This window comes from Dyella flava (assembly GCF_016904955.1).
In the GTDB taxonomy this organism is placed as follows: Bacteria; Pseudomonadota; Gammaproteobacteria; order Xanthomonadales; family Rhodanobacteraceae; genus Dyella_B; species Dyella_B flava.
This window is the reverse complement of the sequence record NZ_JADIKE010000039.1, coordinates 100,722-125,754: the sequence shown is the minus strand read 5'-3', so window position 1 is coordinate 125,754 and position 25,033 is coordinate 100,722. Positions and strand designations below refer to the sequence as shown.

At 59.8% G+C, this 25,033-nt stretch carries 27 protein-coding genes; 11 read left to right on the top strand and 16 right to left on the bottom strand.

The window, feature by feature from the left end:
- Positions 1-72: 72 nt before the first annotated feature.
- From ISP19_RS19015 to ISP19_RS18995, 5 genes are all read right to left on the bottom strand, one after another.
- Positions 73-966, bottom strand: a complete 894-nt coding sequence (locus tag ISP19_RS19015) for a pirin family protein (RefSeq protein WP_379945764.1) — start codon at positions 964-966, stop codon at positions 73-75.
- Complete coding sequence (locus ISP19_RS19010; RefSeq protein ID WP_204683992.1) at positions 967-2,025, bottom strand: NADH:flavin oxidoreductase/NADH oxidase; 1,059 nt, start codon at positions 2,023-2,025, stop codon at positions 967-969. It lies immediately after the preceding gene.
- A gap of 52 nt (positions 2,026-2,077) precedes the next feature.
- Positions 2,078-2,947, bottom strand: a complete 870-nt coding sequence (locus ISP19_RS19005; RefSeq protein WP_239556945.1) for an alpha/beta hydrolase family protein — start codon at positions 2,945-2,947, stop codon at positions 2,078-2,080.
- A 127-nt stretch (positions 2,948-3,074) separates the two neighbouring features.
- A complete protein-coding gene (locus ISP19_RS19000; RefSeq protein ID WP_204683990.1) occupies positions 3,075-3,287 on the bottom strand; it encodes a cold-shock protein in 213 nt (70 codons plus the stop codon).
- Between the two features lie 287 nt (positions 3,288-3,574).
- The gene (locus tag ISP19_RS18995; protein WP_204683989.1) at positions 3,575-3,784 is read right to left on the bottom strand and encodes a cold-shock protein; all 210 of its coding nucleotides are present in this window, start codon (positions 3,782-3,784) and stop codon (positions 3,575-3,577) included.
- Between the two features lie 278 nt (positions 3,785-4,062).
- Here ISP19_RS18995 and ISP19_RS18990 point away from each other — a divergent pair, with 278 nt between their 5' ends.
- The gene (locus ISP19_RS18990; RefSeq protein ID WP_204683988.1) at positions 4,063-4,500 is read left to right on the top strand and encodes a hypothetical protein; all 438 of its coding nucleotides are present in this window, start codon (positions 4,063-4,065) and stop codon (positions 4,498-4,500) included.
- Here ISP19_RS18990 and ISP19_RS18985 read toward each other — a convergent pair.
- On the bottom strand, positions 4,471-5,679 hold the full coding sequence (locus ISP19_RS18985) for a winged helix-turn-helix domain-containing protein (protein ID WP_204683987.1): 1,209 nt from the start codon (positions 5,677-5,679) through the stop codon (positions 4,471-4,473). The genes ISP19_RS18990 and ISP19_RS18985 overlap by 30 nt on opposite strands.
- A gap of 217 nt (positions 5,680-5,896) precedes the next feature.
- Here ISP19_RS18985 and ISP19_RS18980 point away from each other — a divergent pair, with 217 nt between their 5' ends.
- Together ISP19_RS18980 and ISP19_RS18975 are read left to right on the top strand one after the other, a co-directional pair.
- Positions 5,897-6,253, top strand: a complete 357-nt coding sequence (locus ISP19_RS18980) for a hypothetical protein (RefSeq protein WP_204683986.1) — start codon at positions 5,897-5,899, stop codon at positions 6,251-6,253.
- A 140-nt stretch (positions 6,254-6,393) separates the two neighbouring features.
- Positions 6,394-7,485 (top strand): phospholipase A, encoded by a 1,092-nt coding sequence (locus ISP19_RS18975; protein WP_204683985.1) that lies wholly within the window; start codon positions 6,394-6,396, stop codon positions 7,483-7,485.
- Positions 7,486-7,571: 86 nt separating this feature from the next.
- Here ISP19_RS18975 and ISP19_RS18970 read toward each other — a convergent pair whose 3' ends face one another.
- On the bottom strand, positions 7,572-8,744 hold the full coding sequence (locus tag ISP19_RS18970) for an FAD-dependent oxidoreductase (protein ID WP_204683984.1): 1,173 nt from the start codon (positions 8,742-8,744) through the stop codon (positions 7,572-7,574).
- Positions 8,745-8,824: 80 nt separating this feature from the next.
- The gene (locus ISP19_RS18965; protein WP_204683983.1) at positions 8,825-9,307 is read right to left on the bottom strand and encodes an FKBP-type peptidyl-prolyl cis-trans isomerase; all 483 of its coding nucleotides are present in this window, start codon (positions 9,305-9,307) and stop codon (positions 8,825-8,827) included.
- A gap of 122 nt (positions 9,308-9,429) precedes the next feature.
- Between ISP19_RS18965 and ISP19_RS18960 the strand changes: the two genes are divergently transcribed.
- The gene (locus ISP19_RS18960) at positions 9,430-10,767 is read left to right on the top strand and encodes an MATE family efflux transporter (RefSeq protein ID WP_204683982.1); all 1,338 of its coding nucleotides are present in this window, start codon (positions 9,430-9,432) and stop codon (positions 10,765-10,767) included.
- 38 nt (positions 10,768-10,805) lie between these two features.
- Complete coding sequence (gene dacB / locus ISP19_RS18955) at positions 10,806-12,356, top strand: D-alanyl-D-alanine carboxypeptidase/D-alanyl-D-alanine endopeptidase (RefSeq protein ID WP_204683981.1); 1,551 nt, start codon at positions 10,806-10,808, stop codon at positions 12,354-12,356.
- Positions 12,357-12,455: 99 nt separating this feature from the next.
- Here the strand turns inward: dacB and ISP19_RS18950 are convergent, their stop codons facing one another.
- On the bottom strand, positions 12,456-12,935 hold the full coding sequence (locus ISP19_RS18950) for a glutathione peroxidase (protein WP_204683980.1): 480 nt from the start codon (positions 12,933-12,935) through the stop codon (positions 12,456-12,458).
- A gap of 98 nt (positions 12,936-13,033) precedes the next feature.
- On the opposite strand from ISP19_RS18950, the gene ISP19_RS18945 reads away from it, so the two are divergent.
- The 3 genes from ISP19_RS18945 to ISP19_RS18935 all read left to right on the top strand — a co-directional run bounded on the left by ISP19_RS18945 (position 13,034) and on the right by ISP19_RS18935 (position 15,648).
- The gene (locus tag ISP19_RS18945) at positions 13,034-14,044 is read left to right on the top strand and encodes a methionine ABC transporter ATP-binding protein (RefSeq protein ID WP_204683979.1); all 1,011 of its coding nucleotides are present in this window, start codon (positions 13,034-13,036) and stop codon (positions 14,042-14,044) included.
- A complete protein-coding gene (locus ISP19_RS18940) occupies positions 14,041-14,733 on the top strand; it encodes a methionine ABC transporter permease (RefSeq protein WP_204683978.1) in 693 nt (230 codons plus the stop codon). The genes ISP19_RS18945 and ISP19_RS18940 overlap by 4 nt, the downstream gene beginning before the upstream one ends.
- 117 nt (positions 14,734-14,850) lie before the next feature.
- Positions 14,851-15,648, top strand: coding sequence for a MetQ/NlpA family ABC transporter substrate-binding protein (locus ISP19_RS18935; RefSeq protein WP_204683977.1), 798 nt, complete (start codon positions 14,851-14,853; stop codon positions 15,646-15,648).
- 66 nt (positions 15,649-15,714) lie between these two features.
- Here the strand turns inward: ISP19_RS18935 and pncB are convergent, their stop codons facing one another.
- Complete coding sequence (gene pncB, locus ISP19_RS18930) at positions 15,715-16,944, bottom strand: nicotinate phosphoribosyltransferase (RefSeq protein ID WP_275577158.1); 1,230 nt, start codon at positions 16,942-16,944, stop codon at positions 15,715-15,717.
- A 383-nt stretch (positions 16,945-17,327) separates the two neighbouring features.
- On the opposite strand from pncB, the gene ISP19_RS18925 reads away from it, so the two are divergent.
- Positions 17,328-18,101 carry a cytochrome c gene (locus tag ISP19_RS18925; RefSeq protein ID WP_239556944.1) on the top strand — a complete coding sequence of 258 codons (774 nt, stop codon included), beginning with the start codon at positions 17,328-17,330 and terminating at the stop codon, positions 18,099-18,101.
- A gap of 165 nt (positions 18,102-18,266) precedes the next feature.
- Here the strand turns inward: ISP19_RS18925 and ISP19_RS18920 are convergent, their stop codons facing one another.
- The 4 genes from ISP19_RS18920 to ISP19_RS18905 all read right to left on the bottom strand — a co-directional run bounded on the left by ISP19_RS18920 (position 18,267) and on the right by ISP19_RS18905 (position 21,341).
- Positions 18,267-19,346 (bottom strand): aminopeptidase, encoded by a 1,080-nt coding sequence (locus tag ISP19_RS18920; RefSeq protein ID WP_239556943.1) that lies wholly within the window; start codon positions 19,344-19,346, stop codon positions 18,267-18,269.
- A gap of 47 nt (positions 19,347-19,393) precedes the next feature.
- A complete protein-coding gene (locus tag ISP19_RS18915) occupies positions 19,394-19,702 on the bottom strand; it encodes a hypothetical protein (RefSeq protein WP_204683974.1) in 309 nt (102 codons plus the stop codon).
- Positions 19,703-19,892: 190 nt separating this feature from the next.
- Positions 19,893-20,654, bottom strand: coding sequence for a hypothetical protein (locus ISP19_RS18910; protein WP_204683973.1), 762 nt, complete (start codon positions 20,652-20,654; stop codon positions 19,893-19,895).
- Between the two features lie 78 nt (positions 20,655-20,732).
- On the bottom strand, positions 20,733-21,341 hold the full coding sequence (locus tag ISP19_RS18905; protein WP_204683972.1) for a rhomboid family intramembrane serine protease: 609 nt from the start codon (positions 21,339-21,341) through the stop codon (positions 20,733-20,735).
- A gap of 103 nt (positions 21,342-21,444) precedes the next feature.
- On the opposite strand from ISP19_RS18905, the gene ISP19_RS18900 reads away from it, so the two are divergent.
- Both ISP19_RS18900 and ISP19_RS18895 read left to right on the top strand, forming a co-directional pair.
- Positions 21,445-22,326 (top strand): PhzF family phenazine biosynthesis protein, encoded by an 882-nt coding sequence (locus tag ISP19_RS18900; protein WP_204683971.1) that lies wholly within the window; start codon positions 21,445-21,447, stop codon positions 22,324-22,326.
- Positions 22,323-22,793, top strand: coding sequence for a YaiI/YqxD family protein (locus ISP19_RS18895; RefSeq protein WP_204683970.1), 471 nt, complete (start codon positions 22,323-22,325; stop codon positions 22,791-22,793). The genes ISP19_RS18900 and ISP19_RS18895 overlap by 4 nt, the downstream gene beginning before the upstream one ends.
- Here the strand turns inward: ISP19_RS18895 and ISP19_RS18890 are convergent.
- Together ISP19_RS18890 and ISP19_RS18885 are read right to left on the bottom strand one after the other, a co-directional pair.
- Positions 22,790-23,722 (bottom strand): NAD(P)-dependent oxidoreductase, encoded by a 933-nt coding sequence (locus tag ISP19_RS18890; protein ID WP_284385075.1) that lies wholly within the window; start codon positions 23,720-23,722, stop codon positions 22,790-22,792. The two genes, ISP19_RS18895 and ISP19_RS18890, sit on opposite strands and share 4 nt — an antisense overlap.
- Positions 23,723-23,750: 28 nt before the next feature.
- Positions 23,751-24,929 (bottom strand): BaiN/RdsA family NAD(P)/FAD-dependent oxidoreductase, encoded by a 1,179-nt coding sequence (locus ISP19_RS18885; RefSeq protein WP_204683968.1) that lies wholly within the window; start codon positions 24,927-24,929, stop codon positions 23,751-23,753.
- Positions 24,930-25,033: the final 104 nt, after the last annotated feature.

Sequence of the window (25,033 nt, the reverse complement as noted above, 5' to 3'; positions counted from 1 at the left end):
GGACGAATATGATCAGCTTAATCCCAATACAGCCACCGTGCCCGACCTGCCGCGACGCCCGCTGCCTGGTGCTTAACCCGGCAGCGGGATGAATTCCTGTTCGTCCCCTGCCACTTTGCCGAAACGTTGGGCAGCCCAGTCCGCCTTGGCCTGCTCGATACGTTCGCGCGAACTGGATACGAAGTTCCACCACAGGTGGCGTTCACCATCCAGTGGTGCGCCCCCAAACAGCATCACGCGGCTGGCTGTTTTTGCACGCAGAACCGGTGCTGATTCTCCGGCCTGCACCGCCATCTGCGCCACCGCTAGCGTTACATCGCCCCAGCCAAGCTCGCCTTCGATCACATGCACACCACGCTCGACATGCTCTTGTGGCAAGGCGAGTTCGGCACCGGCTTCCAAACGGGCTTCGATAAAGAACATCGGCGCGAACACTTTCACCGGCGAAGCTTCGCCATAGGCGGTACCGGCGATCAACACCAGTTCCGCGCCGTTCTGACGGATATGCGGCAGGCTTTCGGCATCGTGATGATGAAATTCCGGCGGAACCTCTTCATCCGCGCGCGGCAAAGCCACCCACACCTGGATGCCATGCATGCGCTGCCCGTCGCGGCGCGCGTCCGGTGGCGTGCGCTCGGAATGCACGATGCCTTGCCCGGCCGTCATCCAGTTCACCGCACCGGGCGTGATGTCAGCCAAGCTGCCCAGGCTATCGCGATGACGAATAGTGCCTTCGAACAGCCAGGTCACTGTGGCCAGTCCGATATGCGGATGCGGCCGCACGTCCATGCCTCTGCCCGGCTCGAATTCAGCCGGGCCCATGTGGTCGTAGAACACAAACGGACCGACATGACGGGCCAGCAAGACCGGCAACATGCGCCGCACGATGAAACCATCGCCCAGATCGTGCAGGCGGGCATTCTCGATCAAGGTGGGACGCTGCTGCACGTTCGGATCTCCTGCCATTTACCAGGCTCGTTGATATTGCTCTGGTGGAACGATGGTTGCACCTAGTTCCTGCGCAGCACGACGCGGGAAATACGGATCACGCAAACTCGCCCGGGCAATCAGCACAAGATCGGCTGCGCCGCCCGCAACGATGCCGTCCGCCTGCGTCGGCTCCGTGATCAAACCGACCGCGCCGGTAGCAATGCCGGTTTCCTGCCGGATACGCGCGGCGAAGGGCACTTGGTAACCGGGGGCGATAGGAATCTTTACGTGCGGTACCAGACCACCGCTGGAAACGTCGACCAGATCCACACCCCATGCACGGAGCTCGCCAGCCAGGCGCACGCTTTCGTCAATGCTCCAGCCACCATCAGCCCAGTCGGTCGCAGAAATGCGCAGCCACAGAGGCAAATCGTCCGGCCATACTTCACGCACGGCAGAGATGACTTCACGCACCAGACGAGTGCGATTTTCGAAACTGCCACCGTACTCATCGCTGCGATGATTGCTCAACGGCGACATAAACTGATGCAACAGATAACCGTGTGCGCCATGCAGCTCGATCAAGCTGAATCCCGCCTGCCGCGCACGCACGGCTGCCGCGCGAAAATCCTCGATCACCTTGCGAATGCCAGCGGCATCCAGCGCCTTTGGGACGTGCCAGTCATGGTCGAACGGAATAGCCGAAGGAGCGACGGTCTGCCATGCGCCCTGATCAGCCGGCAAGGAAGCACCGCCCTCCCACGGACGCCACACGCTGGCTTTGCGGCCCGCATGCGCAAGCTGTACACCCGCAACGGCGCCTTGCGCCGCGATGAATGCGGTGATCGGCCGCCACGCTTCGACCTGCGCATCGTTCCAGATACCGGTGTCGTGCGCGGAAATGCGCCCTTCGGCTGAGACGGCAGTCGCTTCCGCGATCACCGCAGCCGCCCCACCCACCGCGCGGCTGCCTAGATGCACGAGGTGCCAATGGTCCGGCACACCGTCGGTGGCCGAGTACTGGCACATCGGTGACACGATAATGCGATTGCGCAAGGTAAGGCTGCGTTGCTGGTAGGGTTCGAACAGTTTCATGGGACGCTGCAATCCGTGTAAGACCAGACACATGGCGGCGAACCGCCGATGATCAAGCCGGCTCCCTATGATGGGGACGAATGACTACAGAATGATCCATCCATTCGGCCAGCTGCCCCGCAAGCGAATCGGGCACTTTCATCCAAGTGAAATGATCGGCACGTTGTCCCGCCAGTTGCCCGGAAGTCACCAGGCCAACCTGCCTGGGTGCTTCAGGCATGAGGCCCAACAGCCATTCCAATGAGCCGGATGGCACCAGCCAGTCATTGCTCAAACGCAAAGCCATCACAGGCAAGCGCAATGCAGCCAGTTGCTGATCAAAATCCGCCTGCATGCCCTTTGCAGCATACCGCCCGGTGCGTCCGCTGCGCGACCAATCAGCAATGACTCCGCGCGCTTCATTGCCACCAAAGCCGATTCTTCGTCCCGGCAAATACCCCAACAATCGTGCGAGCGGCGAGGCAAGCAGAAATGCCGGAAGAATCGACGCACCACGCGGAAAACGCCGCCAATAAGGTGCGCCACTGGCAATCAACACAAGACCGGTAAAGACGTCCGGGTGGAGACTGGCGTAAAGGCAAGACAGCTGACCGCCCAGACTGTGACCACCGAGCCAGAGCTTGGCATGCGGCCAACGAGTTCTGGCCTCTTCAACACCGGCGGGCACGTCGGCCTGGAGCAATTCACGGTAACCCCAGTCGCAACGTCTTCCCGCGCGACGATCACTGGAACCGATACCTCGCCATTCGTGCAGCACCAGGGCAATGCCGTGCGCCGCAAAGGCTTCAGCCAACGGCAGATAGTGCTTGGCAGGCACGCCCATCGCAGGCAACCAATACAGCACATGCCGCGGATAATCGGCAGGTTGCACAAGAATCAGTTCACTGCGCGCACCGTCGCGCGAAACGACAGGTACGACCATGCTGGCGATCGCGTTCGTCGTGGGTGATGTAAGGGATGCAGACATCGGCGCAGATTAGCCAATGCATAAGACAGATACAAAAAGGCCGGCATTCGCCGGCCTTTTTAAGTATTTGATCACAGGTAATTCAAGCTGGAGTGACTTCGTCAGCCTGCAGGCCTTTCTGTCCCTGCACCACCTTGAAACTCACCTTCTGCCCCTCTTTCAGGCTCTTGAAACCATTACCCTGGATTGCACGAAAATGCACAAAGACATCAGGGCCATTTTCGCGGCTGATAAAACCGAAGCCCTTGGCATCATTGAACCATTTGACTGTGCCGTTTTCACGTTGATCCGACATGACTCACTCCATCGGTTAAAGCGTTTGACTCTGAGACCAGTCGACCCACCCGAGCCGACGGCTTACTGGGTTTGCCTAGATCGAGTGGAGCGTTGCGGACAGGGACCGCATTGCGGACACGCGCATTACCGAGCAGACACAGTGAATACAGCATAGTGATTTTTGTAAAAGAATATGTGATGAAAAATTCACGTTTGGAATCACTATGAAAACCGGCGACAAAATACTCGGGAAATAAAAAAAGCCGGGCATTAAGCCCGGCTTTTTAAATCGATCTTATTTGCCGATTAGGCCGGCATTACTTCATCGGCCTGCAGACCCTTCTGGCCCTGCACCACCTTGAAGCTGACCTTCTGGCCTTCCTGCAGGCTCTTGAAGCCATTGCCCTGGATCGCGCGGAAATGCACGAAAACATCCGGGCCATTGTCGCGGCTGATGAAGCCGAAACCCTTGGCATCGTTGAACCACTTGACGGTACCGATCTGACGATCAGACATGAAACACACTCCAAAACTAGGTTTTTCAATAACAAAGAGACTCGACCCCTCCGAGGGGGCCGGCTTACTGGTGTGCTAAGGAAGACCCTAGGGGGTGAGCGATGAGGCAGATCGTAATCGGCTGCATCGGGTCACGTGACTCTGGTGACCCCGGCAAACACAGTCCGACCATCATAACCGCAAATGTGCAGTCAAGGCGAACAGTCGTTCAGCTTGGAAGGACGATTTGCTCAACGCGGTATGCTTGATGGCATCAATCCGTGAACGAGAATGCATCCATGGAACCGGGCAACAAGGCGGATTTCTTTCGCCGGACTGACGTGCGGCCAGTCTTTTGGCTAGCTTTAGCCCTGCTGGGCGGCTGCAGCCATGCTACCCGCAAGCCAACACCCCCCAGTACGCCTAGTCCTCAGACCGTCGATATAGGCATCCCTGCCTGCAATGCCTACCTATACAGCTATCTGGCCTGCCACCGGGCCGCGCACATCTTTCCGGCCGATACGCTGGAGAGCCACTACCAGGCCATGCTGTTGAGCTTGCAGCAAAGTGCCGCCGATCCGCGGGTACGCCCTTATCTGGCCGGCCGCTGCGTCGACCTGAGGCAACAGCTCAACGCCGCGCTGCAAGGCCGCTCCTGCACAGCACCGGCCACGAATGCTGATGCAACATCCCAACCTGCTCCGGCATCAACCACGCCAATACGCACGCAACACTGACGCAATCGTTGCCGGCCGGCAACGCCCCAGCCGGACCTTGGGCGTGCCGTGCCACGCGGCGGTAGCGGCTACCGCCGCCGCCAATTCTGCGAGCATGCGCTCAGAGGTTTTTACATCCTCTTCCAGAAAAAGCGCCTTCACTTCAAACACGCCTTCTGCGCGATGCGCCTTGGCATCGAGCCGCCCGATCAATCGTCCTCGATGCAGGATGGGCAACACGTAGTAACCAAACTTGCGCTTCGCTGCGGGCACATAACACTCGATGCTGTAATCGAAACCAAACATCTCGCGTAGGCGTGCTCGATCCCAGACCAACGGATCGAACGGTGACAGCAAGGTGGTACGCGTGGCCCGCAAACGGCCTTCACGCGCTTTATCAATCAGTGCCTGGTGATCGCGATGGACATAGGCGGGTTGATCCCAGCCAACAACCTGCACGCGCAGCAAATCGCCATCGGCAAGCAACGGCGCCAGCTCGCGCTCATCCACCGAGGGCTTCAAGCGAAAGTAGTCGGCGATCCAGCGTGCCTGTGTAATACCGAGCGCACGGACGCTATCAAGAATGAATCGCTTGCGCAGATCCGCTTGCGGCCATGCCATGACTGCTTCATCGAACGGTGGATCAAGCTTGGCCAGCACTCTTTCGGCAAGATCGTAGACGCGCTGGAAACGCTCACGTCTGGTGACCATCAGCTCGCCGGATGCAAACCACGCTTCCAGCCAGCGCTTTTCAGGTTTCCATTCCCACCAGCCGGAAACGCCGCGGTCGGTACGCTCGAAATCCGACGCGCGCACTGGGCCCGAGGCGCGCACGCGTTCCAGCAGCGCATGCATTTCCTTGAGGTTGGCATCCCTGGCGCGCGCGGCGTGCCTGTCCGCCCAATGATTGCTTTCGTATTGTGCACGCCATGCGCGATGCAGGCTTATATCGGATGCTGTCACGAAACAGGCTTCGTGCGCCCAGCACTCCGCAATGCGGCCGGCTTCCAACGCCTCTTCCAGCCATATCTGCGGATATTCACCAAGGCGGGCGTGTAACACCAGGTAAGGGCTGCGCGCCACGACATGAATGCTATCTATCTGCAAAAGGCGCATGCGCTGAATGGTTGCCAACATGTCGTCGCGCTGTGCGCGTCGTCGCGGTGGCTGCAGCAGACCTTGTGCTGCAAGGTGCAACATACGCGCCTGCGCGAGCGCGATGGGTTTTGCATCAGATGAAGATACGCTCAACGGATGATCGCCTTTACGAAATCATTACTGCCTTGTTGGGCCTGCATTTACCACACTATTGCTAACGTGATTCACGAGCTTGACATGCCGAGACTATTTTCGGCCACGAACTCCTGGCATTGGAAGCAGTCTCACATATCGAGCATTTTTGCATGGAGCTACGAAGATGAAATATCGAACCCCACTCTTTGCTTCCCTGATCAGCGCCAGCTTGCTTGTTACCGGCGCAGCCTTCGCACAGCAGTCGATGCCGTCCCCCACGGGCACCGAGAGCACCAGCACGACTACCAGCACCACCTTCAACTCCGCCAAAGGCCAGGTCACCATCAACTCTACGATGGGCCAGACACCTTCCACTGCATCGCCACCGTCGTTTGAACAACTTTCCGGTGGCCAGAAAGTCATCAGCAAAGACGAAGCGAGCGCCTATCCGCCGCTGGCCAATGACTTTGAATACGCCGCCAATGGCGGCAACAGCATCTCCAAGGCGCAGTACGAGCGCTGGCTGCAAAATCTGAACTGAGCGACAGCAAGGACGCGTTCTCAAAGGCGTCATTCACGCCGGCCGTCACCGTTTGACGGCCGGCTTTTTTATTTCCTACACGCAACATAGCTAGACTTGGCGGCAAATGCGCCGAGGAGCGGCGCCTTGGGGGATTCGCCATGAAACCCAGCCTTGGTTATGCAATGGCCTGCGCCGGGGCTTGTCTGGCCCTGTCGCCCGTCCGTGCCCAGAACGTGAATCCCGCGGATATCCGGGCCTGTACTGCGATCGAAAGCGATTCGCAACGGCTGGCCTGCTATGACAAGGCCACCGGGCGCAACCAGCTACCGGCGGCGCAAAAGCGCACCGAGCCCGTGGCCGCCCCGAGCTCCAACGTGTTCTCTCACGAGCAAAGCGCAACGGCCAACGCACCCAGCAACAGCAACACACCGGCACCGCTTTCACTGCTCGACAGTCGCTGGGAGCTGTCGCCGGAAAGCAAGCTGGGCACCTTCAACCTACGCGGCTATAAACCGATCTATGTGCTGCCGGTATTCGCTACCAGCAACCAGAACAACCTTCCCTACAGCCCGAATCCGGTCAATGCCGAGCACACGCCATTGGGCATGCAGGATGTCGAAGGTAAGTTCCAGCTCAGCCTGAAAACCAAGATCTGGCAGGGCGTGTTTGGCGATGCGGGGGATCTATGGGTCGGCTATACCCAAGATTCGTATTGGCAGGTCTACAACGCGAAACTGTCGCGGCCATTTCGCGAAACCGATTACGAGCCCGAAGCGTTGCTGGTGTTCAACACCAATTATCAGCTCTTCGGCTGGGATGGACGCCTGCTCAGCATCGGCGTCGACCATCAATCCAATGGCCAGTCCGATCCACTGTCACGTAGCTGGAATCGAGTGATGGGGCAGATCGGGTTCGAACGCGACGACTGGACCGTGATGTTCCGCCCCTGGTGGCGTATCCCGGAGCAGGCGGTGGACGACAACAATCCGGATATCAGCAATTACATGGGCCGGGCCGACATGCAGATCATTCACGAATGGAACGGGCAGGAATTCGGCCTGATGCTGCGCGACTCGCTACGCGGCGGTAGTGAGCAGCATGGCGCCGGACGCCTGACCTGGAGCTTCCCGCTAGTCGGCAACCTGCGCGGCTACATGGAACTGTTCAAGGGATACGGTGAAAGCATCATCGACTACAACCACAACGCGACCTATCTCGGCATAGGTATCTCGCTGCTGGATTGGTACTAGGGTGTTCTTCGTTTACATGCGCAGATGACCTTTGCCGCCCGCAGCGCGTGGAATATGTAAACACTCGAATCAAAGCTACGTGAATTTCAAGAAAACCATCCGCGCTTGGTACCTGTAAGTATTTTCAACATCTGCCCGCGCGCTACCGGCATGCGTCCAAGCGGACCGAAGGCAAGATCACGCATACCGGCGAGCAGCGTGCGCTCGGACTGGAATAATGGTGTCAGCCAGCGACTCAAGCGTTGATACACCGCGAGGTGTCCGTGGCGACTACGGCGATAGAGGTCCAGCGCAGCATCAACATCGGCATTCGCGGCCAAGGCGTCCGCCAAGGCCTGCGCATCCAGCAAAGCCATGTTGACGCCCTGCCCCAGTTGCGGACTCATCGCGTGGGCCGCATCGCCGAGGAAAACCACGCGGCCCTCGACCGGGCTGCGCATCACCACGTCGCGATAGCGAGCCCGATTCATGTGCTGTGCCGATTCGATATACGCCAGTGGTAACGATACTTCCGGCCACAGCACGGCAACTCGTTGGCGCATGCGCTCAAAAGCGTCGGTATCGAAACGATCGACCTGGTCGCCCGGCAGACTGAAATAGAATGTCAGCCATCGCCCTGGATGCCCCGCGCGGTGGCCGACCGGCAACATGCCGATCATCTCGCGCGTGCCTGCATAGCGTTGCCGCAACTCATCAGCGTGGGGCCACTCGTGAGCCGGTACCAGACACCACAATGCACCCCATGGATAGAGGCGCTCGCGCTTGATCTGCTGTGGCGCGGCCCGGCGCAAGCGCGAATGGGCGCCGTCTGCGGCAATGATGAGGTCGAAAGGTCCATACGAGTTTCCGGCTCGATCGATCAGATGCCGGCCATCCCCAATAACCTGATCGATACAGGTGCCCGTGCGAATCTCGGTAGCCGCCGGATAGGCATCACGCAATACCTTGAAAAGGCTGCCACGCGTAAGGCCCAGACCAAAACAGTCCGGCGCATGATCGACATATCGCATGTCCATCACGCGACGTCCGCGCAGATTGCAGCCATGCAGACGCTCGATGCGTTGCCCATGCGCAAGTACCTGTTCGCGCACACCCAATTCGCTCAGTACGCCAAGTCCTGTAGGCTGCAGAAGGAAACCCGCACCCACCGGGCCCGGCTCGGGCGCTTGCTCAAACACACTCAACATGTGCCCTTGTGCATGCAGGAAGACGGCAGCTGCCTGACCGGCAGTGCCGTAGCCCACAATCGCAATGCGCAAGCGTCCCTGCATCTATGGCCATTGCCCCTGTACGCTGGCCAGCGATCAGGCCGCGAACGCATGCGTTCGCGGCGGAAAGATCAATGGTGATGACCGCCCGCACCATGCACGTGGCCGTGCGAAATCTCTTCCGCAGTGGCAGCGCGCACTTCGGTCACTTCAATATCGAAATGCAGGGTCTGGCCGGCCAGCGGATGGTTACCGTCGATATGCACGGTGCTGCCATCGACCTTGGTCACCGTCACGTTGATCACCCCCTGCGGCCCCTGGCCCTGGAACTGCATGCCGGGCTGGATATCCTGCACGCCCTGGAAGGCTTCGCGCGGCAGTTCCTGCACCAGTTCCGGATAATGCACGCCGTAACCTTCCTCAGGCGCCACATCCACCTTGAACTGATCGCCAGCCACACGGCCGGTCATCACCTTTTCCAGGCCTGGCACGATCTGGCCAGTGCCATGCATGTAGGTGAGCGGCTCGCGGCCTTCGGAGCTGTCAATCGTCTGCCCCTGGTCGTCGGTCAGGGTGTAGTGGAAGGAAACAACGCTGTTATCGGCAATCTGCATGGGGGTCTCGCTAAGGGGAAAGCGTCGACCTCAGCCGACGGATGCGCAAGATTACCACCCGCACATGCCTCGCGCCGGGGACCTGTCAGAATCGCCTGCCAAACCCACCCCATCTCATGACGATGACAAGCTTTCTCGAAGCCTGGCGCCATCGCCCGACGCATCGGCAAGTGTGGTCGCTGGCCATGCCGATGATGCTGTCCAACCTCACCGTGCCCTTGGTGGCCTTGGTGGACAGCACCGTGGCTGGCCATCTGCCACAGACCCAGGACCTGGGCGCCGTGACCGTCGGCAGCGCCGTGTATGCCTTGCCGGTATGGAGCCTGGGCTTCCTGCGCATGGGCACGACGGGTTTTGCTGCACAAGCCATGGGGTCGGGCGACAACTCGGCCCTGCGTACCGTGCAGGCGCAGGCATTGCTGCTAGCGGCCGTGCTCGGTGTGCTGATCGGTGCGCTGATGGTGCCGGTTCTGCCATGGCTGGTCGGCCAGATGCATTCGACCCCGCTGATGACTGGCCGCGCATTGGATTATCTGCACCTGCGCCTGCTCGGACTGCCCGCCGCCCTGCTCAACTATGCACTGGCCGGCTGGTTTATTGGTGCCCAGCGTGCGCGCACTACCCTGACCTTGCTGCTGGTCACGAACATCGTGAACATCACGCTCAATCTGCTGTTCGTACTGGGCTTCGGCTGGGGCGTGCCCGGCATTGCGCTGGCATCGGTGGCGGGTGAATGGTGCGGCGCGATCTACGGACTTTGGCGCACACAGCAGGTCGTGCGCCATCTGGATGGACATATCGACTGGCAAGCGATGCGCGGCTGGGATCACTGGCGTCCGCTATTGATGGTCAATCGCGATATTTTTTTGCGAACGATCGCGCTGGAGGCGGTTTTCTTCAGCCTGTCGCTGCTCGGTGCACGGCTCGGTGACGCGACCGTTTCGGCCAACGCCTTGCTGTTCAACGGCCTGATGCTCACCGCCTTCTGCCTGGATGGCTTTGCCAACGCGGTGGAGGCCCTGTGCGGACACGCCATCGGTGCCGGCGATCAGCAGGCACTGCGTCGCGCACTGGTGGTTGCCGGCGGATGGGCGCTGATCGGCAGCCTGGCCTATGCGCTGCTATTCGGACTGGGCGGCCACCTTTTCATCAACCTGCAGACCAACCTGCCCGAAGTACGCGAAGTGGCCTATAGCTACCTGCCCTGGCTCACCGCGCTGCCGGTCATCGGCGTGTGGAGCTATCTACTGGATGGCCTCTTTATCGGCGCCACGCGGGCGCGCGAGATGCGTGACGGCATGCTGGTGTCGGTGATGTTCTATGGACTGCTGCTCTGGCTCACCCGCGGCCTGGGTAATCACGGCTTGTGGCTGGCATTCATCGCGTTCATGGCGATGCGCGGCCTGAGCCTGGCGTGGCTCGGCCTGCGTATCCGCCAACGCCGTGCATGGGTGATGTGACCTACCGAGGCGAACGCGGCTTCGGCAATACTAAGCCCATGAACGTTGTCTCAAAGCGATATCTGCGATGGATCGGCACGGCATGCATGCTGTGGGGTGCGCTCGCCCATGCACAGGCGGGCTCATCCAGCACGCCCGCCGGCACCACTACCTTGGAGCAACTCGGCGCAGCGATCGATGCGCAAATCGATGCGCCGCGTTTCGCGTCGTCGAGCTGGGGCATCGCCGTCACTTCGCTTGACACCGGCCACACGCTGTATGCGCACGATGCCGACCGCCTGCTGCAACCCGCATCGACCGCCAAGCTGTATACCGCGGCGCTGGTGCTGGACACGCTCGGCACCGATTACCGCATTCCTACTCAGTTGCTCGCCACCCATCCGATCGCGAATGGTCAGCTGGAAGGCCCGCTGATTCTGCATGGCATGGGCGATCCTACACTCGGCACACCCGACACCAACGGCGACTGGGCCGATCAGCTCGCCACACAGTTGGCCGCCAACGGCGTACGCGAAGTGCGAGGCGACCTGATCGCGGATGACAGTTATTTCAGCGGTCCGGCGATAGGTTCCGGCTGGGAAGCACGTGACCTGCAAAGCTGGTTCGCGGTGCCCTCGTCGGCACTGAGCGTGCAGGAAAACGTGGTCGATCTCACGCTGACACCCTCGGCGTCAGCCGACGGTCCGGTGTCGCTGATGCTCGATCCACCCGGAGCGATCACACGCGTCATCAACACCATGACCACCAGCGCGCCGCATACGCGCAGTGACATCAACCTCTATCGCGCGCCCGGCGATAGCACGCTTCACGCGTTCGGCAATGTCGCCGCGCGAAGCGAGCCGCAAACCTTCAAACTCGCCATGGCCGATCCGGCATGGTTTGCCGGCAACCTGCTGCGCGAGGCCCTGATGCGGCATGGCATTCGCATCGAGGGTCAGCTGCGCACGCTGCACTGGCCGGAACAAAACAACATCGGGCTCGACAAAGCCATCGTCGTTGCGCAGGTGCTGTCACCGCCCTTAATGGAAGTGCTGACCCGCGGACTGAAGCGTTCACAGAATCTCTACCTGCAAAACCTGCTGCAGATCGCCGGTGTGAAAGCGCAATCAACCGCCGAGCAGAATGGCGATCCGGCGTCGGGCTTCCTCAGTTCCGAAGCATGGGGCATCCGCGCCATGCGCGAACTGCTGGACCGTATCGGCATAACGCCGAGCGACAGTCAGATCGAGGAAGGCAGCGGACTGTCGCGCCAGGACCTGACCACACCCAATGCGATGGTCCGCCTGCTCACCTATCTCGCCAGCCAGCCTTATGGCGCCCAGCTGCGCCAAGCGCTACCCGACGCGGGCGTGGATGGCACGTTGGAATGGCGCATGCGCAATACGCCCGCCATGGATAATGTGCGTGCCAAGACCGGCAGCATGAACTATGTGCGCTGCCTGGTCGGCTATGTAACGACGGCATCCGGCGAGCGGCTGGCTTTTGCCATCATGCTCAACAACTTTGTTCAAGAAGGCGATGATCCCAGCCCCAGCCGCAACCTCGATGCGATCGTCGAGCTGCTGGCGGCGTTTCAGGGGCATAGCTGAAACAGGTGCAAGCACCCGCAGCTCTTGCCGACGTGCAACCGGCCGCACCGGCATGACGTGCGGCCCGATCAGCTATCACGAACCAGCAGGCACGACGAATCACGCTCGTTTCTGCAAATCCTTCCCGATCTTCTCCGGCGTATCGTTGGGCGCGTAACGCTTCACCATATTGCCATCGGCATCAATCAGGAACTTGGTGAAGTTCCACTTGATCGACTCGCTGCCCAGCAAACCCTTAGCCTGCTTCTTCATCCACTGATACAGCGGATGCGTGTTATCGCCGTTCACGTCGATCTTGGCGAACATCGGAAAGGTCACGTCGTAGCTGGTAGAGCAGAAATTCTTGATCTCGGCCTCGTCGCCCGGCTCCTGATGGCCGAACTGGTCACAAGGGAAACCCAGCACTACCAGCCCCTTGTCCCGCTGGCTGCGCCACAACTCTTCCAGCCCCTTGTACTGCGGAGTGAACCCGCATTTGGAGGCGACGTTGACGATCAACATGGTCTTGCCGCGCCAGGAGGCCAGCGACTGGTCGTGGCCGTCGATGTCACGCGCGTTGAAGTCGTAGACAGTGGTCATGGTGGTCGCTCCGGTCATATCGATATGGAAGTCTACTCCAGCTCTCATGACGCCCGGTGGCATAGAATGCCGGTTCCGATCCCTTTTCAGGCTTGGCCGTGATCCGATTTGTCGATGTCCACAAGTCCTACCGCGTTGCCGGCAGGGATATCCCCGCGCTCGAGCCGTTCAACCTCGAGATCGCCGACGGCGAAGTGTTCGGCATCATCGGGCATTCCGGGGCTGGCAAGTCGACGCTTATCCGTCTGATCAATCTGCTGGAACGCCCCAGCGGCGGACGCATCCTGATCGAGGACACGGACATCACCGCCCTGCCCGATCCCGCCTTGCGTGCTGCGCGGCAACGAATCGGCATGATCTTCCAGCACTTCAACCTGCTCTCGTCGCAGACCGTGGCCGAAAACATTGCCTTTCCAATGCGCATTGCTGGCGGCAAGGATTCGACAGCGATTCGACAGCGCGTAGAGGAATTGCTGCAACGGGTGGGCCTTGCCGACCACGCCAACAAATTCCCGTCACAGCTCTCTGGCGGTCAGAAACAACGCGTCGGTATTGCACGCGCGCTGGCCAATCAGCCTTCCATCCTGCTTTGCGATGAAGCCACCAGTGCGCTGGATCCGCAAACCACCGCCTCCGTGCTGGAACTGCTGGCCGAGATCAACCGCGAGCTGAAACTCACCATCGTGCTGATCACTCATGAGATGGATGTAGTGCGCCGGGTTTGCGATCGGGTAGCGGTGCTGGACGCGGGCCGCATCGTGGAACACGGCGCCGTCGCCGACGTATTCCTGCATCCACAACACGCCACCACGCGCCGCTTCGTCAACGAGGCATTGCCGGAGGAAGCCGCGGGTGAGCACGTGCCTTACCAGCATGTGCCCGGACGCATCATGCGGCTGTCCTTCCGCGGCGCAGCCACCTGGTCGCCCACGCTAGGGCGTGTCACGCGCGAAACAGGGGTGGATTTCAACATCCTTGCCGGACGCATCGATCGCATCAAGGATCTTCCCTACGGCCAGCTCACGCTGGCCATGCAAGGGGACAATGTGGACAAAGCACTGCAAGCGCTACGCGATGCAGGCATCGAAATCGAGGAGCTTGCACGATGATCGCCGCCAGCCTTCCCCTGCTGCAAAACCTGTTCCCCAATATCGACGATTGGGGCGAACTCGGTCAGGCCTGCATTGATACCTTGTTGATGCTGAGCGGTTCATTGCTGCTCACGGTCGTGATCGGCTTGCCGCTGGGTGTATTGCTGTACCTCACCGGCAAGGGCCAGTTGCACGCAATGCCGAAACTCTACGGCGTGCTGTCCCTGGTGGTGAATGTGCTGCGCTCGATCCCTTTCATCATCCTGATGATCGTGGTAATGCCGCTCACCTATGTGCTGGTGGGCACCAAACTGGGCGTACGCGGCGCGATACCGCCGCTGGTCATAGGCGCGGCGCCGTTCTTTGCGCGCCTGGTCGAAACCGCCCTGCGCGAAGTGGAACGCGGTGTGATCGAAGCTTCACAAGCCATGGGCGCCACCACCTGGCAGATCGTCCGCCACGTGCTGCTGCCAGAGGCGCGCGCCAGCCTCTGGGCGGGGGTTACCGTCACGGCGATTGCACTGGTCGGCTATACGGCCATGGGCGGCGCCATTGGCGCAGGCGGACTGGGCGACCTGGCCTACCGTTACGGCTACCTGAGCTACAAGTCCGATTACATGGTGGTGACGGTGCTGTTGCTGATCGTGCTGGTGCAACTGCTGCAGATGCTGGGAGACCGGATTGTGGCGCATTACAGCCGCAGCTGACCCTTCCTGGATATTTATTCAATTTTTCAATGACTTGACTAGGTGCCGAGCCGCGAGTGCTTTGCATTCGGCCGTATGGACGGCTATTCTGATGCGCCGCACAAGGACGAAAATCCTATGAAAAAGCTGATGGCCCTGCTCGCCGCCACGCTGATCCTGGCTGGCTGCTCATCCTCCGGTTCTGGCGACTCGAACGCCCAGACGCTCACCGTGGCCGCCACGGCGGTGCCGCACGCGGAGATCCTCAAAGAGGTCAAGCCGATCCTGGCCAAGGAAGGGGTGAACCTGGACATCAAGGTGTTTGCCGACTACGTGCAGCCCAATGCGCAAGTGGCCGAAAAGGACATCGATGTGAACTACTTCCAGACCAAGCCTTATCTGGACGCGTATAACCGCGAGCGCGGCACCAACCTGGTGATCATCACCGGCGTGCACATCGAACCCTTCGGGGCCTACTCGCACAAGATCAAATCCATCGATCAGCTGCCCGATGGCGCCACGGTCGCCATTCCGAACGACCCGAGCAACAACAGCCGCGCCCTGATCCTGCTTGCCAAGAACGGCCTGATCACCCTGAAGGATCCGAACAACGAACTGGCGACCACCAAGGACATCATCGCCAATCCGAAGAACCTGAAGTTCAAGGAACTGGAAGCGGCGATGCTGCCGCGCACGCTGGATGAGGTGGATCTGGCGCTGATCAACACCAACTATGCGTTGGCCGCAGGGCTTAATCCGACCAAGGATGCACTGCTGATCGAGGACAAGAATTCACCTTACGTAAATTACCTGGTCGGCCGCCCGGATAACCAGAACGACCCGCGCGTGCAGAAGCTGGCGCAGGCACTGACCAGTCCGGAAGTGAAGGCGTTTATCGAACAGAAATATCACGGTGCCGTGTTGCCGGCGTTCTGATCGGCACTTCTTCGCAATAAAAAGCCCGCATCGCCGTGCGGGCTTTTTTATTCGTGGAGGCATGAATCACGCCACGGATTCGGTCTCGACCAGTACCGGAATATCGAATACCTGCCGCAGGTAAGCAATGTAGGCATCGTCCTCGCACATGTTCTTGCCCGGCGAGTCGCTGAGTTTGGCCACCGGCTGACCGTTGCAGCGAACCATCTTGATCACGATGTTGAGCGGCACCGGCCCCACATCATTCGTGAGGTTGGTACCCACGCCGAAGGCAAGCTGGCAACGCCCATGGAAGTGTTCGTACAGTTGCATCACCTTGGGAATATCCAGGCCATCGCTGAATACCAGCACCTTGCTGCGCGGGTCGACGCGATTGGCGTGGTAATGCGCCAGCACCCGCTCACCCCAGGCAAACGGATCGCCTGAATCATGCCGCGTACCGTCGAACAGCTTGCAGAAGTACATGTCGAAGTCACGCAGGAAAGCAGTAAGGCCATAGACATCCGAGAGGGCAATGCCCAGGTCCCCGCGGTATTCCTTGGCCCAGGCCTCCAGCGCAGCGACCTGCGAATCACGCAGGCGCGGCCCCAGTGCCTGATGTGCCTGGAGGTATTCGTGAGCGAGCGTGCCCAACGGGCGCAGACCCAGTTGCCGCGCCAGCCAGACATTGCTGGTACCGGCCAGCTGCGGGCCCAGCCCTTCGTGCAGGCTGGTCACCACTTCCCGATGCCACTCGCGCGAGAAGCGGCGGCGGGTACCGTAGTCGGCGATGCGGCAGTCGGCATAACCGGACGTATCGCGTAGCAGCGCAACCTTCTCACGCAGACGCCGGCGCCCTTCCGTGAGATCCAGATTCGGATGGGTGTTGCGGAAATAGACTTCGTTGACGATCGCGAGCAACGGCACTTCGAAAAGAATGGTGTGCAACCACGGTCCGCAGATGCGGATCTCGATCTCACCCTTCGTCAGCGGCGAAGGCGTGATCTCCACGTATTTGGCGTTGAGCTGGAACAACGCCAGAAAGTCGACGAAGTCGCTCTTGATGAAACGCCAGCTTCGCAGATATTCCAGCTCTGCCTCGGTAAAGCGCAGGCTGCACAGGGCATGCAGTTCTTCGCGAATCTCATCGATGTAGGGCACCAGATTCACGCCGGGGTTGCGGCACTTGAAGCGGTACTCAACATGAGCGGCAGGGTATTGATGCAGTACCACCTGCATCATCGAGAATTTGTAGAGGTCGGTATCGAGCAGCGAACTGACGATCATGGATCCGTTCCATGTCGGTGGGGAGGACATGCCGAAGCACGGAATCGCCACGCGCCAGCGCAGCACACACCAATTATCCTGCCGAAGTGATCGCTATGAAAAGATAAAACCCCGGCAGCCAGGGGAATAACTGCCGGGGTTTGTTAGGTCGCGTTCCGGGGGGAGGGTAAAATAGGAACCGACCCCTGGATGTCACGATGCTCAGTGCCATCCGGTGGTCGCCTCACGGCGATTCAGACAATTAGTGTGGGCGCTGCGAATGAAGTTCAAGGCTAACCTTCATTTGGTTCAGCTTTTCGATAACTAACCGCCCCTAACCGCCAGCAATTTTATCTGCATCGACTCTAAGTATTTGTCGCTACAAGGACATTAGCATGTTGCGCCGCTTTCTAAGCTTGTTAGCTTTGTGTTTTATGCTGCCCTTGCACGCCACCGATCTAAGTATTGATACGAACCTTGGCTTACATCGCTGGACTGCGGCCCAGTTGCTGGCGCGGCCGGATGTAAAAAATATAAGCATTCCTTCGGATGTGGCATTCCGCCGCAGCATGCAGTATCGCGCCATCCCCTTGCGCGCCCTGCTGCCCGAGCTGAAACACAGCGACCGCCTGCAGTTTGTGTCAAGCGATGGTTTCTCCGTTGATATACCCGCCGATGCGATCCTCAATCAGGCTGGCGCCGAAGCGTGGCTCGCTATCGAAGACTCCAGGCAGCCGTGGCCGGCGCTTCCCGGCAACAAAGGTGACGCCGGCCCCTTCTATCTGGTGTGGACCCATCCCGCTGACGCCAACATCAGCGTCGAGCAATGGCCCTACCAGATCGTGCGTATTCAACGTACACAAGATGCCGCCACTCGCTTTCCCGCTACGGCACCTGCTGCTTCGCTGCCCGTCAGCAGCCCCATTCGTTATGGTTACACGGTATTCCAGCGCACCTGTTTTACCTGCCATACGCTCAATGGCGAAGGCGACGCGCAGATGGGTCCGGATTTGAACATCCCCCACAGTCCCACCGAGTATCTGAGCGACGACATGTTGCGGGCTTTTATCCGTAACCCACAATCATTGCGGCGTTGGCCGGAAGGGAAAATGTTTGGCTTTCCGACGCAGGCGTCGCTTTCCGATGCCGATCTGAGCGCCCTGCTCGCTTATCTGCGCTACATGGCGCAGCACAAAGTTTCGCCATAGGCGATGCACGCATAGCATGTTCGGGCATGGGAAATCCAAAGCAGTTGGCACAAGGGCAAGTAACGAGCGAACAAGATCGCAGAGTTAATCGCAGGCGGTCGAACTCGCGCCTCCGCCACGTCTCTTCTTCTCCACTGGCTACCGGATTACACCGCAAGACCCAATCTACGACGCGTTTGCTGAGGATTTCAGCAAATCGCGCAAGCTCTGTTCCCGTTCGGCCTTTGGCTCTTTCGCCAGAGCACGTACCCGGTCATAGAAATCCGGCCATTGCCCATTGGCCTGTTTGAACAGCACGGCAAAAGCCGGCTCCCATTGGTCGTACAGGCCGAAAGGCAGCAAGGTGGCATTGTTGATCGGTGCTGCCACCCACGCATCGTAACGATGGTCGTTCGGCCAGTTCTTGTCACGCCAGGCTGCATAGCGCGCGCGAAAATCCGCGATCTCGCGTTCCTTGCCTGCGGCCATCGCGGCATCGTTCTCGCCGCGCCCATAGAGCATTTTCAAGCGATCGCGCAAATCAAGCACCAGTTGCGTGAAACCATCATCCATGACCTGATCGCGATCATCTCCCTCAGGTTCACCACGTGAACGGTGCCATTGCTTCAAACCCTGGTTTTGCACAAACATCGCATAGCTTTCGTTGAAGGCCGTATCGCCTTTCACATAGATCAGCTGATGAGCGAGTTCGTGGAAAATGGTACCGACGAGATCGTCATCGTCCCAACGCATCATGCTGCTAAGGATGGGATCGGCAAACCAACCAAGGGTGGAATAAGCGGGAACACCGCCCACATAGACATCGTCACCCTTGGCCCGCAGCTTTTTGGCGCTGTCCACGGCCTTTTTCTCGTCAAACCACCCTCGATAGGCCACACAGCCAGCAATTGGAAAGCACTGCAGAACGGCATCAACCGAGAAGCGGGGCGTGGCAAAGACATTCCACACGACGTAGGGTCGATGCAGTTCGACATAGTAGGTGTAGCTGCGGTTGCGCGGCAGATCCAGCTGCTGGGAAGCAAACTGCCGCGCCTGCTGTGACAGCCCCAAACGCGCGGCAAGCTTCGGATCGGTAGCTGGATCGGCAATCACCTTCTTTACCGAGCGCCGTTGCAGCAGCAACGCGCTTTCGCCATGCGTGACGTGTGTGTAATAGCGCAGATCAGCGCAGGCACTCAGCACGGCTGCCACCAGCATGCAGGAAATGAGTCTCACACCGGGAATAAGAATGCGGGATCGGTTCATCCCCGCATTCTGACGTAAGCGCCTTTATTCGTGCTCAGCCCGTTGGCTCAGTGGCCGCCCGAGTGGCCACCGCCCGAGCCGCCGCCATGGTATCCGCCGTGGTATCCGCCATGACCGCCACCCCAACCACCACGACCGTAGTAGCGTCCGCGCCCATACCCGCCGTAGCAGCAACCGTAATAGCCGCCCCAGTAACCTCCCCAATAGCCATAGGGGTACCCGTAATATCCGTAATAAGGATAGTAGGGGTAACCACCGTAAACCACACCGGTGCCGTAGTAGGCGTCCCCCACCGCGCCGTTGCCCTGCACATAACTGTAGCCGGGGGCGATATAACAACCGGAAAGGAGAGCCATCAGTGTTGCCAGCGTTAAGCCGGCAAGCAGGCGTTTGATCGAGTGTTTCATGGCCGGGGCTCCATGCAATCCACGCAAACTAAATTAGTCCTCTGTCGCTAAATGCGTCCTGAGCAGAAAAAGACAAGGCCGGCGTGCTTTGAAGGCAGCCGGCCTGTACAGGGATAACAAACCGCTACGGCAACTTCGATCAGCTTTTGCCGTTCTTGTTTTGATCGCCACGCGCATGCGCCGTGTGATTGTGCGCGGGGTCATTGGAATGATTACCGTTGTGGTTATTCGAATGACCGTTGTCGGCATTCGGTGCCGAGGTGGCACCGGGCCAAGCGGGACCTTGTTTTACACGTTCCTGCTTGGCCTTCAGCAACGCCTGGATATGCGCGACAGCCTCTTCGGGGCTGATATGCGGCACTGGTGACGTCGCGCTGGCTTCAGCAGGGTGCGGGGGCTTCAACGCAACGGGTTTTTCTGCAGGCGCTTTTCTGGGCGCAGCTTTTTTCGGCGCAAGCTTTTTCGGCGCGCTCGCCGAGCCCGTGGCAGTCAATGGCGCTGCCGCTGCAACCGCGGCTACGGGCGGGCTCTTGGGAGCCTTCTTGGGAGCCTTTTTGGCAGTTTTCTTCGCGACAACCGGCTTGCCGCCCACCGTCTTGCTGGTAGACGCTTTCTTTGCGGGACTCCGCTTGCCGAGCATCGGTAATGCCTTCGGTACGGCGGCGTTCTTTACCGCCTTCTTGACGGCCTTTTTTACGGCCTTCTTGCTCGCCGCTTTCCTGGCAACAACCTTCTTCGCCGTCTTGCGTACGGCGCTTTTAGCCACTTCCTTTCCTGCCGCTTTCTTTACGGCCTTTTTGCGCGTAGCAGCAGACTTTTTAGCCACTTTCTTCTTGCTCGCGCCTTTGGGTGCCTTGCGAGCCGCGGACTTCTTCGCGGCAGACTTGCGGGTCATTGCCATGCGTGCCTTCTCCAGCGGTGATCGGTAATCAGACCCTGACATCATCACGATGTACCCGGCGTGAGCAAGTGCCGGAAATCACATCCCCGGTTGCGATAAAGACCCAAGAAAATGAGGCAAAACGGCTGGATCCACCAGCACCGTAAAGACCGCGCCATAGGCCGCGCCCCACAGATGTGCGCTGTGATTGACGTTGCCCTGTCCTCGCTGGTCCATGTAAATCGAATAACCCACGTAAAGCACGGCATAAATAATCGCCGGCATCGGAATGAAGAACACCAGGATGCGTGTCCACGGCGCAAGCAGCACATAACCGAACAACACGGCCGACACCGCGCCGGAAGCGCCCAGGCTGTGATAGTTGGAATTGCGGCGATTCTTCAGATACGTGGGCAGAATCGAAACGATCAGCCCTCCCAGATAGAACAGGCCGAAGCCGAATGTTCCCAGAGTCAGGCTGTAAAACCCTTCCATCGTGCGGCCAAAGAAATACAAGGTCAGCATGTTGAACAGCAGGTGCATGCCGTCGGCATGGATCAGCCCGTAAGTGACCAGCCGGTAATACTCCTTCTTTCGCTCGATCGCAGGCGGCCACAGGATCAAGTCGTCGATCAGGCGGCGGTTGTTAAACGCCATGAACGACACTATGCAAGTGGCGGCAAGGATGATGAGCAGCGTAATCGGCATATGACGAATCTGACAATGTTTTGGAATTTCGCCATCTTGACGTTCACGGGCTCGCTTGTCGACGGCTAAAATGCCCGGCTCAAGCCATGCCTTCCTTCGCCGTATGAAACCGATTCGTTACATGCACCTGGATGTTTTCGCCGCAAGCCCGGGTGGCGGCAATCACCTTGGCGTGGTCACGGACGCCACCGGCTGGAGCGAGGCGCAGATGCAGCGCTATGCCCGCTGGACCGATCTGGTGGAAACCACCTTCCTGCTGCCGCCCAGCGATCCCAAGGCCAGTTACAAGGTTCGGATTTTTACGCCGCAGAAGGAAATCGCCTTTGCCGGCCACCCTAGCGTCGGCAGCGCCCACGCAGTATTGGAGTGTGGCTTGGCGATACCCAAGGACGATGTGCTGTGGCAGGAATGCGGTGCCGGCGTGCTGCCCATACGTGTGGAAGGCAGCGGTCCACAGCGCAGACTCCTGCTGCAGTCGCCCGAGGCACGCGTAGTGAAAACCGGCCTGCACGCCCATCCCCTGCTTGCCTCGACCCTGGACAGCATCGGTCTCGGCAAGCTGCCCCCCGCCCTGGTCGACGGCGGACGCCGCTGGTGGCTGGCCGAATGCGAGGATGAAGCCAGCCTCCGCGCCTGGAAACCCGATCACAGTGCCATCGGTGCATTGGCCGTCGCCAGCGGCAGCATGGGTCTGTGCGCGTTCGCACGCAGCAACCATCCAGATTATCAACTGGTGGTACGCGCATTCCCGTCCGGCGTCGGCATCGTCGAAGATCCCGCGTCCGGTGCCGCCAACGGTCTGATCGCCGCCTACGTTTTGCATGCCGAACCGGACGGCGCGCTTGCGCGCGGCTACTCGGTCAGTCAAGGACGCGAGATGGGTCACGATGCGCTGCTGATTGCCCGCATGGTGGACGGCAGCATCTGGATTGGCGGGCATACCAATACTGTGATTGATGGCACCCTGCACTGGAACAGCGCGTGAGCGATGCTCCACGCATCTGGGTGGATGCCGATGCATGCCCGGTCGCCATCAAGGAAATTCTGTTCCGCGCGGCACAGCGCGCGCAGATCGCTGTAACCCTGGTAGCGAATCACGCGCTACGCGTCCCCTCTTCGCCGTATATCCGCAGCATCCAGGTGCCGGGCGGCTTCGATGTTGCTGATAACGAAATCGCACGCATGGTTACTGCGGGTGACCTGGTAGTGACTCAGGACATTCCGCTCGCAGCTACAGTGATCAGCAAAGGGGCGCTTGCCATCCACCCGCGTGGCGAACTCTATACCCCGGAAACCATCCAGCAGCGCCTGACCATGCGTAACTTCATGGAAGAGTTACGCGGAGCAGGTGTGGATACGGGTGGCCCTTCTGCATTGCACGCGCGCGACAAGCAGGCGTTTGCCAACCAGTTGGATCGCTGGTTGGCGCAACGCCCATCAACACCCCGCTAACCCTTGCTGCGACGATCCAGATTCGCGCGGCGCGCGGAGACACGCGCCAACGCAGCCACGTCCATCCCCTCTGCGCCATCAGCCAGCCCTTCCAGCAGGCTGTCGCGCAGCACACCCGCCAAAGGCATCGGCACCTGTTGGGCGAAACCGGCTTCTTGCGCCAGCATCACATCCTTCAAGCCAAGCGGCAGCGAAAAACCCGGCGGCGTGAAGCGCTGCTCCGCGATCGCCTTGCCATAACCTTGATAAACCGGTGAGGCGAACAAGGTACTGGTCATCAGCTCGATAAAATCAGTCGCGTTTACATCGTAGGCGCGTACCAATGTGGACGCTTCAGCCAGGCTCTCGATCGCGGTAACGATCATGAAATTGCCGGCCAGCTTCACGACGTTGGCACGCTCGGGCAACTCGCCCATGGGCCACAGCTTGCCGGCCATCAGATCCAGCAGCGGTTTGGCTTTTTCAATCGCAGCGGACTGGCCAGCCACCAGCATATTGAGCTTGCCGGCAGCGGCCACGTCCGGCCGGCCGAACACTGGGGCGGCGACATAGTCGAGCCCGCGCTTGGCATGCTCTTCCGCCAGGTGCCTGGCCAAGCCCACAGAAATGGTCGCGTGATTGACATGCACGGTGCCCGGATCCATCGCATCCAGCAGCGCGCCGTCGAGGAATACCTCGCGCACCGCCTGGTCATTCGCCAGCATGCTGTGCAACACATCGCCTTGCGCAGCACGATCCGGCGTGCGCACGGTCTTCGCACCCAGCGAAGCGAGCTTTTCCGCCGCGGCTTCAGACCTATTCCAGACCGTAACGGTGTGCCCTGCAGCGATCAGGTTGCTGGCCATGGCACTGCCCATGGCACCGAGTCCGATAAAGCCAACTTTCATGGTGAATCTCCGGTGGCGAGCCCTTAGTTCATCACGATTGATGTTCAGCGATTGCAAAATTGCCCATGCACTAGGCCACTTCGCCTGCAGCACGGCCTGATGCCCACGCCCACTGGAAGTTGTAACCGCCCAGCCAGCCGGTCACGTCAACCACCTCTCCGATAAAATACAGCCCGGGCACGAGCTTCGATTGCATCGTGCTGGATGAAAGACCATCCGTGTCCACACCGCCGAGGGTGACTTCCGCCGTGCGATAACCCTCGGTGCCGCTGGCGACGATCGGCCAGTCATGCAGCTGTGTACCGAGAGCGCGCAGTTCGGTTTCGTGATACTGACGCATCGGTTTGCTGTGCAGCCATAACTCGCATAATCGCTGCGCAAGCCGCTTCGGCAGCAAGTCACCGAGCACATTGCGCAATTCGGCAGCGGGACGTGCTACGCGTTGGGCGACCAACCATTCGCTTATATCCTGCTCGGGCGACATATCAATGCGCAGGTCATCACCCGGCTGCCAGTAAGAAGAAATCTGCAAAATCGACGGCCCGCTGATGCCGCGATGGGTAAATAGCAAACCCGCGCGAAAACCACGCTTGCCCACTCGCGCTTCCGCCATGGGCAAGGCAACGCCAGCCAGATCCTGGTAATGCTCCTGATGCTTGCCGCTCAACGTAAGCGGCACCAGACCCGCACGTGTCGCCAATATGTTGTGCCCGAACTGGCGTGTCAGCTCATAGCCGAAGCCGGTCGCACCCATGCTTGGAATCGACAAGCCACCACTGGCAACAACCAGCGACTGGGCATGCACCTCACCTTTGGCCGTGAGCACGCTGAAGCCCTCCTCCGTCTTCCGGGCTCGGCTGACGGCACAACTGGTTTCGATGCGCGTGCCTGCCGCCATGCATTCATCCAGCAGCATGCGCACGATCAGCTTGGAGGATTCATCGCAAAACAGCTGCCCCAGTTCTTTCTCGTGATAGGCAATGCGATGCTTCTCGACCAGCTCGATGAAATCGACCGGGGTATAACGCGCCAACGCGGATTTGGCGAAGTGCGGATTGGCCGAAAGGTACTGCGCCGGCGTCACACCCAGATTGGTGAAATTGCAGCGTCCGCCGCCGGACATCAGGATCTTTTTGCCGGGCTTGTTGGCATGATCCAGCACCAGCACCCGCCGCCCGCGTTGGCCAGCCGTGATCGCGCACATCAAGCCGGCGGCACCGGCACCGATGACCAGGACATCCACTTTCACGCGATCACCATCTCGGCTGCCGAGCTGCACATCTGGACATTATCCAAGAGCCTGCCCAGGATCTCTACGTAGCGCGTGCTGCGAAATCGTAGACAGGCGCTAAA

Excerpts from the sequence above, each read along its gene's own strand:
- ISP19_RS19015 (WP_379945764.1), bottom strand. The coding sequence starts at position 966 with ATGGCAGGAGATCCGAACGTGCAGCAGCGTCCCACCTTGATCGAGAAT.
- ISP19_RS19010 (WP_204683992.1), bottom strand. The coding sequence starts at position 2,025 with ATGAAACTGTTCGAACCCTACCAGCAACGCAGCCTTACCTTGCGCAAT.
- ISP19_RS19005 (WP_239556945.1), bottom strand. The coding sequence starts at position 2,947 with ATGGTCGTACCTGTCGTTTCGCGCGACGGTGCGCGCAGTGAACTGATT.
- ISP19_RS19000 (WP_204683990.1), bottom strand. The coding sequence starts at position 3,287 with ATGTCGGATCAACGTGAAAACGGCACAGTCAAATGGTTCAATGATGCC.
- ISP19_RS18995 (WP_204683989.1), bottom strand. The coding sequence starts at position 3,784 with ATGTCTGATCGTCAGATCGGTACCGTCAAGTGGTTCAACGATGCCAAG.
- ISP19_RS18990 (WP_204683988.1), top strand. The coding sequence starts at position 4,063 with ATGGAACCGGGCAACAAGGCGGATTTCTTTCGCCGGACTGACGTGCGG.
- ISP19_RS18985 (WP_204683987.1), bottom strand. The coding sequence starts at position 5,679 with ATGTTGCACCTTGCAGCACAAGGTCTGCTGCAGCCACCGCGACGACGC.
- ISP19_RS18980 (WP_204683986.1), top strand. The coding sequence starts at position 5,897 with ATGAAATATCGAACCCCACTCTTTGCTTCCCTGATCAGCGCCAGCTTG.
- ISP19_RS18975 (WP_204683985.1), top strand. The coding sequence starts at position 6,394 with ATGAAACCCAGCCTTGGTTATGCAATGGCCTGCGCCGGGGCTTGTCTG.
- ISP19_RS18965 (WP_204683983.1), bottom strand. The coding sequence starts at position 9,307 with ATGCAGATTGCCGATAACAGCGTTGTTTCCTTCCACTACACCCTGACC.
- ISP19_RS18960 (WP_204683982.1), top strand. The coding sequence starts at position 9,430 with ATGACAAGCTTTCTCGAAGCCTGGCGCCATCGCCCGACGCATCGGCAA.
- dacB (WP_204683981.1), top strand. The coding sequence starts at position 10,806 with ATGAACGTTGTCTCAAAGCGATATCTGCGATGGATCGGCACGGCATGC.
- ISP19_RS18950 (WP_204683980.1), bottom strand. The coding sequence starts at position 12,935 with ATGACCACTGTCTACGACTTCAACGCGCGTGACATCGACGGCCACGAC.
- ISP19_RS18940 (WP_204683978.1), top strand. The coding sequence starts at position 14,041 with ATGATCGCCGCCAGCCTTCCCCTGCTGCAAAACCTGTTCCCCAATATC.
- ISP19_RS18935 (WP_204683977.1), top strand. The coding sequence starts at position 14,851 with ATGAAAAAGCTGATGGCCCTGCTCGCCGCCACGCTGATCCTGGCTGGC.
- pncB (WP_275577158.1), bottom strand. The coding sequence starts at position 16,944 with ATGTCCTCCCCACCGACATGGAACGGATCCATGATCGTCAGTTCGCTG.
- ISP19_RS18925 (WP_239556944.1), top strand. The coding sequence starts at position 17,328 with ATGCTGCCCTTGCACGCCACCGATCTAAGTATTGATACGAACCTTGGC.
- ISP19_RS18920 (WP_239556943.1), bottom strand. The coding sequence starts at position 19,346 with ATGAACCGATCCCGCATTCTTATTCCCGGTGTGAGACTCATTTCCTGC.
- ISP19_RS18915 (WP_204683974.1), bottom strand. The coding sequence starts at position 19,702 with ATGGCTCTCCTTTCCGGTTGTTATATCGCCCCCGGCTACAGTTATGTG.
- ISP19_RS18910 (WP_204683973.1), bottom strand. The coding sequence starts at position 20,654 with ATGGCAATGACCCGCAAGTCTGCCGCGAAGAAGTCCGCGGCTCGCAAG.
- ISP19_RS18905 (WP_204683972.1), bottom strand. The coding sequence starts at position 21,341 with ATGCCGATTACGCTGCTCATCATCCTTGCCGCCACTTGCATAGTGTCG.
- ISP19_RS18900 (WP_204683971.1), top strand. The coding sequence starts at position 21,445 with ATGAAACCGATTCGTTACATGCACCTGGATGTTTTCGCCGCAAGCCCG.